At 64.0% G+C, this 10,823-nt stretch carries 11 protein-coding genes; 2 read left to right on the top strand and 9 right to left on the bottom strand.

What is annotated here, in order from left to right:
- Positions 1-17 precede the first annotated feature (17 nt).
- From Q0520_RS04715 to Q0520_RS04755, 9 genes are read right to left on the bottom strand one after another with little or no spacing between them, the layout of a single operon-like run.
- The gene (locus Q0520_RS04715) at positions 18-470 is read right to left on the bottom strand and encodes a carboxymuconolactone decarboxylase family protein (RefSeq protein ID WP_298667183.1); all 453 of its coding nucleotides are present in this window, start codon (positions 468-470) and stop codon (positions 18-20) included.
- 2 nt (positions 471-472) lie between these two features.
- Positions 473-1,411 (bottom strand): methanogenesis marker 7 protein, encoded by a 939-nt coding sequence (locus tag Q0520_RS04720; RefSeq protein ID WP_298667185.1) that lies wholly within the window; start codon positions 1,409-1,411, stop codon positions 473-475.
- Complete coding sequence (locus Q0520_RS04725) at positions 1,408-1,998, bottom strand: methanogenesis marker 17 protein (protein WP_298667187.1); 591 nt, start codon at positions 1,996-1,998, stop codon at positions 1,408-1,410. The genes Q0520_RS04720 and Q0520_RS04725 overlap by 4 nt, the downstream gene beginning before the upstream one ends.
- A gap of 4 nt (positions 1,999-2,002) precedes the next feature.
- Entirely contained in the window at positions 2,003-3,241 is a 1,239-nt protein-coding gene (locus Q0520_RS04730) for a methanogenesis marker 15 protein (protein ID WP_298667188.1), read from the bottom strand.
- Positions 3,238-3,690: a methanogenesis marker 5 protein gene (locus Q0520_RS04735; protein WP_298667189.1), complete on the bottom strand. Its 453-nt coding sequence runs from the start codon at positions 3,688-3,690 to the stop codon at positions 3,238-3,240. Before Q0520_RS04735 ends, Q0520_RS04730 begins: the two co-directional genes overlap by 4 nt.
- 4 nt (positions 3,691-3,694) lie before the next feature.
- Positions 3,695-4,135: a methanogenesis marker 6 protein gene (locus tag Q0520_RS04740; protein ID WP_298667190.1), complete on the bottom strand. Its 441-nt coding sequence runs from the start codon at positions 4,133-4,135 to the stop codon at positions 3,695-3,697.
- Positions 4,128-5,657, bottom strand: coding sequence for a methanogenesis marker 3 protein (locus tag Q0520_RS04745; RefSeq protein ID WP_298667191.1), 1,530 nt, complete (start codon positions 5,655-5,657; stop codon positions 4,128-4,130). Before Q0520_RS04745 ends, Q0520_RS04740 begins: the two co-directional genes overlap by 8 nt.
- Positions 5,658-5,665: 8 nt before the next feature.
- Positions 5,666-7,276 carry a methyl coenzyme M reductase system, component A2 gene (gene atwA, locus Q0520_RS04750; protein ID WP_298667192.1) on the bottom strand — a complete coding sequence of 537 codons (1,611 nt, stop codon included), beginning with the start codon at positions 7,274-7,276 and terminating at the stop codon, positions 5,666-5,668.
- A 54-nt stretch (positions 7,277-7,330) separates the two neighbouring features.
- Positions 7,331-8,158, bottom strand: a complete 828-nt coding sequence (locus Q0520_RS04755) for an HAD family hydrolase (RefSeq protein ID WP_298667193.1) — start codon at positions 8,156-8,158, stop codon at positions 7,331-7,333.
- A 54-nt stretch (positions 8,159-8,212) separates the two neighbouring features.
- Between Q0520_RS04755 and Q0520_RS04760 the strand changes: the two genes are divergently transcribed.
- Positions 8,213-9,151, top strand: coding sequence for a ribose 1,5-bisphosphate isomerase (locus Q0520_RS04760; RefSeq protein ID WP_298667194.1), 939 nt, complete (start codon positions 8,213-8,215; stop codon positions 9,149-9,151).
- Between the two features lie 211 nt (positions 9,152-9,362).
- Positions 9,363-10,562: a RuBisCO large subunit C-terminal-like domain-containing protein gene (locus Q0520_RS04765; protein ID WP_298667195.1), complete on the top strand. Its 1,200-nt coding sequence runs from the start codon at positions 9,363-9,365 to the stop codon at positions 10,560-10,562.
- Positions 10,563-10,823: the final 261 nt, after the last annotated feature.

Consider the following 10,823-nt stretch of genomic DNA (forward strand, 5'->3'; position numbering starts at 1 on the left):
GGAGGAGCCCCGTCACCTCACTCCGTCTTTCCGGAGTCCCCGCCCGTCCCCTGGATGTCGCAGGAGATACAGGCATCGCCGCCTTTATCCTCGTCCATCACGCGGAATGAATCGGCGAGGACAGAGGCATTGGAGGCGAGGCCGGCGATGAGAATCGCCTCCAGGATCTCGTCGCGGGTGGCGCCCTTCGCCTTCGCCGCCGCGATATGGTACTCCACGCAGTGGCGGCACTTGAGGGCGGCGCCGACGGCAAGACTGATCAACTCGATGCACTTCGGGTCGAGGTGACTCGTCTCGAAGACCGAGGACTTGTACAGCAGGTGGGAGATGAGCACCTCGGGCCGTTCGCTCATCCTCTTCAGGATCAGGGGCGCCCGTCCGTATTCCTCCTCGATCTCGGCAAGCCACCGGGATGCCGCCTCTTTCTTCCCCCCCTCCAGGACCGCGGCGAGTTTCTCTTCAAAATCCATTATTACACCATGGTGTTCGTTTCAGAGAAGGGTTTTATCCGGATCCAGATGTAGTTTCTCATCTTCGACGGGAGGACGTCGGCGACGTCCCCGACAGTGACCCCCTCCTCGATCTCCAGGGCCCGGAGGGGCTTTGCGTAGGACTCATACGGGAGTTTCACCCGCAGACCCACCATCTGGACGGTGACCGGCGTCGGGTGGGTGACCTCATGGATGTCAGGCACCTTCTCGAGGATCACGTCCATCAGACGTGCCGGCGAGACAGAGAGGGGGTCCTTTGCGATCGCCGCACGCTTCTCGTCAAGGACGCGGGACACCTCCTCGACCATCACGTCCAGGACGGAGAGTTCCTCCGGCCGCTTCGTCCTGTGCATGAGGCGGCCCATCTCGCCGACATAACCCTCAACAGGCGGGTCGATGACCGCCTTCAGGCGGTCTGTCGGCGGCGCCCCGGTGAGGACGATCGGGACGTGGACGCCCCGGCGGAGATGGGGGAACTTCTCCTCGATGCAAGTCTCGAAGTTGCCGAGGACATAGACCGCAAGGTCGTGCTCGTTGATCGTGTCCCTCTCCTCCACATTGAGGTTCGCGATCCTCTTGCCGAAACCGCGGGCGAGGCCGACCATGTTCGTCTTCGCCCCGGCACGCCGGAGGTACTCGGCGACGTCGCAGGAAGAGTGGGGTAGGTGGTGGATCTCCAGGGACGGGGAGACGACGGCGATCTCCGTGCCGACGAGGGGCGCAAGCGTCACCTCGCCGCCAAGGGGCCTGCCGACCGCCTCGATCAACTCCACGTCCTCCTTCGGCACCAGGCACTGGAGGACGACCTCCTGGGCGATCATGTGCTTCTGCACGATGTAGCCGCCAAGGTCCTCGATGAGGTCGACGACCTCGTCGTGCCTGAAGACCCCCCCCTTGTAGGTGATGGGCACAAAGATCATAACGTCACCCCGATCAGTCTCAGTTTCTCCGCCACCAGGGTCTCGACGATCTCCGGGTCGAGGGTGTTCTCGCTCGCCACATAGTAGAAGACCCCTTCGTGGTGGTACTCCCGCCGCACCTTGAAACCCTCCGGGGCGATGATCTGGAGGGCGTACACGAGGTCCTTATAGAGGCCCTCCTCGGGGTGGGCGACGACGATCTCCTCGATCGACCGCGGGTCCTCCCCTTTCGGCACAGTCACGACGACGGAGAAACGGTCTGGCTGCTCGACATAGTCCTTGCCGAAACGGTTCCAGAGGGCCAGGAGCATCGGCGCAAGGTAGGTCTCGTCCCCGATCGAGAGGACCGCCCGCCCCTCCTCGTCCACGTTCACGTCGGCGAAGTCCCGCACCCGCACAGGGCCGCCGAAGGCGTGGGTCGTTCCGACCGCGGCGAAGACCGGCACACGCGGGTCGATGAATATGTGGAGTTTCGAGACGAGTCGCACAAGGTCGAGGTCGAGGAGGACGTCGTTTGCGATCCTCTCGTATGCCTCCCTCCCCTTCTCCTCGGCGCATTCGACGGCGAAGTACTCAAGTGCGGCCATGGTCCTACTCTCCCTTCACGAAACCGGACGCCAGCAGGGCGCTCCCCACCGCACCGATATACTGGGAGTGGTGCGGGACGACGACCTCGGTCTGGAGGAGCTGGCCCATCGCGTACACCAGCCCCTGGATGAGAGAAGTGCCGCCGACCATGATCACCGGTTCCTTGATGTCCACCTCCTGGAGTTGCTGCTCGAAGACCTGCTCGGCGACCGAGTGGCAGGCCGCCGCAGCGACGTCCTCCCTGCTGCTCCCCTCGGCAAGGGCGTTCACCAGGCTCTGCGTCCCGAAGACGATACAGTACGAGTTCATCGGCACCTTCTCGCCCATCCCCTTCATCGCGAGGGGGCCGAGTTCGGTGATGTCGATGCCGAGGCGCTTTGCCGTCATCTCCAGGAAACGGCCTGACGCCCCGGCGCAGATCCCGCCCATCGTGAAGGTGCCGGGTATCCCGTCCAGGACGGAGATCGCCTTGTTGTCCATGCCACCGATGTCGATGACCGTCGCGGGGCCGTGCTGCCTGCCGGCAAGGTAGACAGCGCCCTTCGAGTTGACGGTCAGTTCCTCCTGGACGAGTTGCGCATTGAAGTGCTTGCCGATGAGGTACCGACCGTAGCCGGTCGTCCCTATCGCCTGGATGTCGTTCATGGTGACGCCAGCCTCGGCGAGGGCGAGGTCGACGGCACCTTCGGCACTCTTCAGCACCTCGGTCGTCGGGAGCCAGCCCGTGCCGACGATCTCGTTCTCCTTCATGACCACCGCCTTCGTGGTCGACGAACCCGAGTCGATGCCGAGAGTGATCCCCTCCTGCTCCTCGCGGGCGAGGAGGGCGCGGCGCCGGGCAATGGTGGTCAGGGCCTCCATCCGGGTGAGGAGGGTGCCCGAAGTCGTCCTCTCGGTGAAGGAGTAGGAGACGACAGGGAGACTGGAGTTCTCGTGGATGTACCGGCGGAGTTCGTTTCTCACGATCGCCGCCTCGGCGCACCTGAAGCATGTGGCGATGAAGACGGCGTCGGCGTCGATCTTCCCCTCAACAAGGGCCTTCGCCCGCCCGATCGCAAGTTTCAGGTCAGGACTCCTGACGTCGAGGCCGAAACTCTCGAAGCCCTCCCGCACGTCGTCGAGCATGATGTCCGGGAAGAAGACCTCGGCGTCGACCATCGCCGCCGCATCGTAGATCTCCTTCTGGACACCCGAATACTCCGGCCCGCAGGAAAGTTGCGCGATCCGCACCTTCTCGCTCATTGCGACGCCTCCTTCGGAAGACCTTCGAGGAACTCCCTGATCGCGGCGACGAAGGCGGCGCCCTCGTCGTCCGAGGTGGGGTAATCGAGTTCAAGGACAGGGAAACCCCTGTTCCGGAGGTGGAAGAGGACCAGTTCGTTCGTCCGGGCGCACCCCATGCACCCGAAAGCGAAATCGGGGTTTCGGACGATGATCGCGGCCTCGGCCGCCTCGATCAGGGGGCCGTACACGGCCATCCTCCCCCTGACTCCTGAGGGCACCTCGACGGCCGCCCACTTCAGCCCCTTCTTCGGTTCCTCGGGGGTGATCTGGAGGGGCGGACTCTCGAAGCCCGGGGTCTGGATACGTTCGCGTATGCCGATCGCCGATCCGAGAGGTTCGTGCCCGAACCTGGCGACCATATCTGAGAGGATGAGGCTCGTCGCCGGATAAATAAATACCTTCACCATTTTTTTACGGCTCCTCTGCGTCCATCAGTTTTTTCAGTCTCCGTGCGTCAAAGGGCTTTGGTTTTTCGGGCAGAGGCGGGACCGTCGTCGCGGCCGCTTCCAGGCCCTTCGAGATGTAGCGCACCTTTCCCATCTCGAACTCGTGGCCGAGGTAGCCCGGCCTCGCACCGCCGAGGTTCGCACGGCAGCGGCGTTCGTCGCCGGGCGGGAAACCCCGGTCCTTCACGAAGATATGGGACGGGTCGAACTCCCGCACCTTCGCCACCAGTGCCTCGACCTCGTCGGGCGTGCCTGTCACCTGGAGACCGAAACAGGTCTCCTTGATCATGACGCCGCCCGATATCTCGTAGGCCCTGACAGCAAGGTCCTTCGGGGTGAGGAGGGGCGACTCGACGAAGACGTACTTCGTCACGGTGCCGACGTACTTCGGGACATACTCAGCCACGGCGCTTCACCTCCCGCACATAGACGGTCTCCCCCTCCTTGAAGCGGGCGACCTTCTCCAGGTCGAGCACCGTCCCGATGAGGTTCGTGCTCTCGAAGGGTTCGGAGGTCGGGCCGAACTCTGAGTTGTCCGTCGCCCGCACGCCGACCATGCCGGCGCCGCGGCGGGACTCGTTCGTCATCGCGAGGGAGGCCGCGGGCACGACGTCTTTCGGGGTGTTCTCCGGGAGAATATTCACATTCTTTTTGATCTTCGGCTGGAAGAGAGTGACGTCCTCAAAGGTGAAGAGGACAGGCATCGACCCGACCGCATGGGTCTTGAGGCCTGTCGCCCGCCTGAAGATGTCGCAGGTGGCCGGGGCATGGGTGTCGTCGAGAGTGATGCCGACGACCTTCGCCGCCGGGAGAACGGAGAGGACGACCGACCCCTTCGCAAGGGCCTCAAGGGTCGTCCCCGGACTCTGGCCGACGACGATGAGGTCGTCGCCCTCGCCTTTCAGTTCAATCGCGATGCCACGCTCCTCCGCGATCGCCTTCGCCCCGGTAAGGGGGAGGCCCACAAGGTCGAACCGCGGGGGGTCGACCGAGACCCTGAAGCGCTGCCCGCTCTCCGCAAGTTTCACGATCTCGATACCGTGGGAGACGTGCCCGACCAGGGTGTGGGCCGGGTGACTCGGGATCTCCTCGCGGTAGATATAGACCCCGCCGCGAGAACCCCCGACCGCCCTGACGGTTACCGCACCCTCCAGCCGCGGCTTTTTGAGGTCCATCGAGACGTCCATCGGGACCATGGACTCGTCCCTGATGAAGGTGGAGGCGGCCCTGCCGACGGAGAAGAAACCCCCCTCCATGGCGAGGAGGAGGTGCTCGACGCTCCGTGCGGTCTTCGTGCCGACGACCTCGCCACCGTAGCCCTCTGCCGTCACCTCGACGCGGGTGACGACCTCGCACCCCTCTTCAAGAAGCGTCGCCGGGTCGGCGGTCGTGAACGAGGTGGAACGGTCTGCCCAGGAGACAACCCTCTCGACAGCGGTGACCGCGTCGCCCTCTTTCCAGCGGTCGATGACGCCCCGGCCGCTGACGACCGTTCCGACGACCCCGCCGTCAGCACCGGCGCCGAAGTCGGCGCGGTGGTCGGCGCGGGAGAAGAGCAGGACAGAACGTGCCGGGTCATAGCCCGCACACCCGAGGACGACGTCGCCGCGGGCATAGCGGTGCGGCGTCCTGTCGGGCGAGACGCTTGAGGGGAAGGGCCCGAAGGCGGCGGCGTACCGGTCGCTCCAGCGGAGGGAAAGAGAACCCGGAATTTTTTCGTCGCCGAAATATGTCGAGAAGAGAGGGGTGACCTCGACGACGACCTCGCCCGCCGTCGTCGCAAGGCGGATGTGGCCCGTCTGCGCCGCCTCCAGCGCCTGCGGACGGATCACCGCCACCACGTAAGACCCGTCCAGGTCGGGGAGGAGGCCGCCGAGCGTCGCGCCGGCCGCGACCTCCACCGGTCTCCCGTCAAGGAGGACGTGCATGACCCCACCTAGTCCCGGGCCTTCCCCATGATCTCACGCTCTTCGTCGGTCAGCCGCGCAAGGACCTCTTCAGGTTCGCCGAGAGCGATGATCTTCCCGCCCCGCATCAGGGCGATACGGTCGCAGATATCGCGCACGAAGGCCATGTCATGGGAGACGACGATAAAAGTCTCGTCCATCTGCTCGCGGGCGTGCATGATCGAGTGCTTCACGTCGATCTTCGTGATCGGGTCCATAGTACCCGTCGGTTCGTCCAGGATGACGATCCGCGGCTCCCTGATGAGCACCTGCGCAAGGGCGACGCGGTGTCTCTCGCCTTCGGAAAGTTCGCTCGGTTTGCGGTTGAGGATCTCGCGGCTCTTCTCCTCGGGGAAACCGGCCATCTTCAGGGTGATGACCGCCTTCCTGATCGCCAGTTCCTTCGGGAACTCGAGGCCGATAGCGTCGGTGAGGTTGTCGAGGACGGAACGGTGCGGGTAGAGGTCGTATTCCTGGTGGAGGAGGCCGATGTAGCCCTTCGCACGGCCGCGGTGCTCGATGCCGGCTTTGGTCATGTCCACCCACTCCTCACCGATCCTGATGTTCATCTCGCCGCTCGTCGGTTCGATGATCCCGGAGATCATGCGGGAGAGAGTCGTCTTGCCGGCGCCGCTCTTCCCGATGATCCCGAAGATCTCCTTCTCCTTCACGTCGAAGGAGACGCCGTCGACCGCCTTGACCATGCCCCTGTCCACGGAGAGGTAACGCTTGATCACGTCACGCGCCTGGAGGATGTCCTCGCCGAGTTCGGCCTTCTCGTAGACCTCGGTGTCGGCGTAGCCCTCCATGAAGTGGTGGATCACCTCTTCAGGAGAACCGATGAGGTCTATCTCACCGTCCTTCAGCATGATCGCACGGTCGGCGACGTCCTCGATCACCTGCGAGAAGTGGGAGGTGACCATCATGCCCATGTCGTTCGTCTCCGCGGCCGACTTGAGCATCTCGTGGACCAGGGTCGCGGTGCCGGGGTCGAGGGTGCCTGTCGGTTCGTCGGCGAAGAGGAGGAAGGGCTCCTTTGCCAGTTGCCTCGCAAGGACGACACGCTGTTTCTCGCCGCCCGAGAGGTCGCGGGCGATGTGCATCATCCTGTGGGAGAGACGGACCTCGTCCAGGAGGTCGGCCGCCCTGGTGACAGCCTTCGTCGAGGGGTAGCCGATATCTTCGAGGGCGTGGAGGACGTTCTCGATGACACGGTCGTTCCCGTACAGGGCGAAGGTCCGCTGGAACATGATCGCCGTTCTCGCCATGACCCGGCGTTTCATCGTCTCGCTTGCCGGGTCCCAGAGGTCAACGTCGGCGGCCCTGAGCGTATGGCCGCACTTCGGACAGGTCTTCCCCGCGGCACTCGGTACGTCCACCCAGTCGCAACTGTCGCAGGCGGCGACATGGTAGATCACCTTTCCGCTCGTGGGGGGCTGGTCGACACCCCGGATCAGGTGGAGGAGGACCGTCTTCCCGGCCCCGCTGCGGCCGATGATGCCGACGATCTCACCCTCCGCAACTTCAAAATTGATATTGTTGAGTGCCCTCTTGCCGTTGAAATCCATGCAGAGGTTCTCGATTGTGATCAATGCGGTCATACCTTACTCCTTTGATATCTCAGGGGTACTGAGGAGGTCAGATCATATTATCCTTTATATCGAGACAATTCCGTCCCCGCAGAGGTCTCTGACAATGGGCACGACATCGCTCACGTTACCGATGATGTAGTCGGCCGCATCACAGAGTTTTTTCGGTTTCTGCCGCGACTGCTGCTCGGAAAGGATGGCCACATCTGCCTTCGTGAAGGCCTGGAGGTCGTTGATGCCGTCGCCGACCATGACGACGGTGTCGTAGCAGTGCTTGAGGTCGTCGACGATCTGGGCCTTGATCGAGGGCGTGGCGATGCCGTGGACCTGGTCCCGGGGGATGCCCAGGTGGTCGGCGATCTTTTCGAGTTTGGCCGCACGGTCGCCGGAGGCGATGTAGGTGGCGACGCCCATGGCATGGAGGTCTGCCATCGCCTCCTTCGCCCCCTCAAAGGGTCTGCCCCCGGCGGTCACCGTGAACTCGATGCCGGGGCGGGAGAGGTTGAGGATGGCGCCGGAGTCCATCACGACAAGGGACTCCTCCTTCAGAGTCCGCCAGACGTCCCTGATGCAGGTCTGGAGGTCCTCGACCCTGGCGGTCTCGTCCTGGTAGAGGATGCGGGCGAGGTGTTCCTGCGGGACGACCTGCCTGAGGCAGGAGACGCCGAAACCGATCTCCCGGTCGCAGAGGTAGGTGGAGAGGAGCTGGTCGGGGGGTGCGGCGATGACGTCCCGGGAGTGGGCGTTGAGGGCGATGAGCACCCGAGAACTGTCCAGGCAGGTGAGTACCGTCGTCTCGACGTCGGAGAGGAGTTCGCCGGTGACGACGTCCCGTGCCGTCCGGTAACTCCGCAGAAGTGTGCCTGCACTGTCGAATACTACTGCAATGCTCATGGATACTCACCGGTAATGCTTATGTGATGGAGTATTCATTTACTCCATTAAAGTATGTTGCTGAATCAGACCGCAGAGAAAATCCGGTCCATGGAGATCAGGGGGGCGGGCCGGATCGCGAGGGCGGCGGCGGAGGCCCTGAAGGACCGTGCCGGCCGTCTGGAGACGGAGGACCTCGATATTTTCAGGCATGAGATGGAGAAGGCGGCGGAGACGCTCGTCTCGACGAGGCCGACGGCGGTCTCCTTGCCGAATGCGGTGAGGTCCGTGATGCGGGGCACGGCCGGGGCGGCGACGGTGCGGGAGGCGAGGGAAGGGGTGAGAAAGGCGGCTGACTCATTCGTACTCTCGTCGGAGCACGCGGTCGAGAGGATCGGGGAGATAGGCGCCCGCCACATCGCCGACGGCGACGTGGTCCTCACCCACTGCAACTCAGAGGCGGCGCTCGCCTGCATCCTCGCCGCCCACCGCGAGGGGAAGGAGATCGAGGTCTTCGCCACCGAGGTGCGGCCGCGGAACCAGGGTCTCCTCACGGTCAGGACCCTGAACGACGCCGGGATCAGAACAAACTTCATCGTGGACTCGGCGGTCCGCTCTTTCATCAACGACGTCGACCTGGTCGTCACCGGGGCCGATGCGGTGACGGTGAACGGGGCGGTGGTGAACAAGATCGGCACGGCCCAGATCGCCCTGGCCGCCCACGAGGCGCGGACGAACCTTGTGGTGGCGGCGGAGACCTACAAGTTCGCACCCCGCACGATCCTCGGGGAGAGGATCGCGATCGAGGAGAGGGACGCCGCCGAGGTGCTCGACCCGGCGACGGCGGCGTCTCTCCCGAATGTGCGGGTGCGGAACCCGGCCTTCGACGTGACGCCGGCGAAGTACGTGGACCTGATCGTGACCGAGGTGGGGGCGATCCCGCCGCAGATGGCCTATTGCATCATCAGGGACCATCTGGGATGGGACATCGCGGATTTCCAGAAGGCATTTTGATGGTGACGGGATAAAACAGGATAGAACAGTACGGGAGATCTTGACGGGAGAATCCATCCCACCCCAATCCTGAGCGGGGGTCCGGGGGCGTAGTCCCCCGGCGCAGGTACTCCAGAAAAGGAATTATCATGAATACCACCAGAGGTAGTTTTCAAAGAACCGTCTGAAACTTCGTTTCATGAGGGATTCTACAGAAACCAGGAGTGAGAAGATGACAGACGTTACGGCAACCTATTATTTCCGCCCGCGGGCCGACACGACGCCCGAAGCGGCGGCAAAGGCGCTTGTCGAGGAGGAGACGACCGGCACCTGGACCGAGATCACGACGACGACCGGGTATGTCCGCCGCCTGGACGGCGAGGTGCTCTCTGTCGAACCTTCGGGGAAGGGCTACGTGACGCGGGTGCGCTACCCGGCCGAGATCTTCGAGGCGGGGAACATCCCGCAGTACCTCTCTGTCGTGGCCGGCAACCTCTTCGGCCTCGGACGCCTGGAGGCGGTCCGCCTCCTCGACGTCGATTTCCCGGACGAACTCGTCCCCTTCAGGGGCCCGAAGTTCGGGATGGAAGGGGTGCGGCGGTTGATCGGGACGACCGACCGCCCCCATGTCGGCACGATCATCAAGCCGAAGGTGGGCCTGAACCCGAAGGACACCGCGGAGGTGGCCTACCACGCGGCGATCGGCGGCGTGGACCTGATCAAGGACGACGAGACCCTGACAGACCAGAGATTCTGCCCGATGGACGAGAGGATCCAGGCGGTGATGGCACGCCTGGACGATGCGAAGAGCGAGACCGGACGGCAGGTTTTGTATGCGGTGAACATCTCCGCCCGTGCCGACGAGATCGTGGAGAGGGCCGAGCACGCGATCGACCTCGGGGCGAACATGGTGATGATCGACGTGATCACCTGCGGCTTCACCGCCCTCCAGGCCCTGGGCGAGGCGCCGTCGGTGAAGGTGCCGGTCCACGTCCACCGGACGATGCACGGTGCGATCACGCGGAACCCCGAGCACGGGATCGCGATGCGGCCGATCGCACGGATCGTCCGGATGCTCGGCGGCGACCAGCTCCACACCGGCACGGTCTCCGGGAAGATGAGCCACGACGTCTCCGAACTGAAGGGGGACAACGCAGCCCTGACAGACCCGTACTTCGGCCTGAAGCCGACCTTCCCGGTGGCGAGCGGCGGCCTCCACCCGGGCAAGGTGGCGGCCGAGTTGAAGAACCTGGGCACGAACATCGTCCTCCAGGCGGGCGGCGGCATCCACGGCCACCCTGACGGCACCGAGGCCGGCGCCCGGGCGATGCGCCAGGCGGTCGACGCCTTCATGGCCGGGGTGTCGGCGGAGGAGTACGCGAAGGACCACTACGAACTGGCGCGGGCGCTGGAGACGTGGGGGAAGAGGTAAGGATCAGATTTTTTCTTTTTTTTGCGGGGGGAGGCCCCTTTTGTGTGACGGCAGGGGTGTGCGGGACGTACGTTTCCCCCGACGCGTAGACGATCTGCACAGAACAGATATATATAACGATAGAGATATTCTGGGTCGTGGATGCCTGAAAAGGTGTCCCACGAGAGGTCGAGCTGTTCGTTCTGCACACGGCGCCCGACCCCTCGTGTGCCCGGAGGCGATCGGGTTGTTGGGTGTCATCAGGGATAGCCGTTGCGGTCC

This window comes from uncultured Methanofollis sp., from assembly GCF_937919355.1.
Lineage (GTDB): Archaea > Halobacteriota > Methanomicrobia > Methanomicrobiales > Methanofollaceae > Methanofollis.

Coding starts and splice junctions, on each gene's coding strand:
- Q0520_RS04760 (WP_298667194.1), top strand. CDS start 8,213: ATGTTGCTGAATCAGACCGCAGAGAAAATCCGGTCCATGGAGATCAGG.
- Q0520_RS04725 (WP_298667187.1), bottom strand. CDS start 1,998: ATGGCCGCACTTGAGTACTTCGCCGTCGAATGCGCCGAGGAGAAGGGG.
- Q0520_RS04715 (WP_298667183.1), bottom strand. CDS start 470: ATGGATTTTGAAGAGAAACTCGCCGCGGTCCTGGAGGGGGGGAAGAAA.
- Q0520_RS04765 (WP_298667195.1), top strand. CDS start 9,363: ATGACAGACGTTACGGCAACCTATTATTTCCGCCCGCGGGCCGACACG.
- atwA (WP_298667192.1), bottom strand. CDS start 7,276: ATGACCGCATTGATCACAATCGAGAACCTCTGCATGGATTTCAACGGC.
- Q0520_RS04735 (WP_298667189.1), bottom strand. CDS start 3,690: ATGGTGAAGGTATTTATTTATCCGGCGACGAGCCTCATCCTCTCAGAT.
- Q0520_RS04720 (WP_298667185.1), bottom strand. CDS start 1,411: ATGATCTTTGTGCCCATCACCTACAAGGGGGGGGTCTTCAGGCACGAC.
- Q0520_RS04745 (WP_298667191.1), bottom strand. CDS start 5,657: ATGCACGTCCTCCTTGACGGGAGACCGGTGGAGGTCGCGGCCGGCGCG.
- Q0520_RS04755 (WP_298667193.1), bottom strand. CDS start 8,158: ATGAGCATTGCAGTAGTATTCGACAGTGCAGGCACACTTCTGCGGAGT.
- Q0520_RS04730 (WP_298667188.1), bottom strand. CDS start 3,241: ATGAGCGAGAAGGTGCGGATCGCGCAACTTTCCTGCGGGCCGGAGTAT.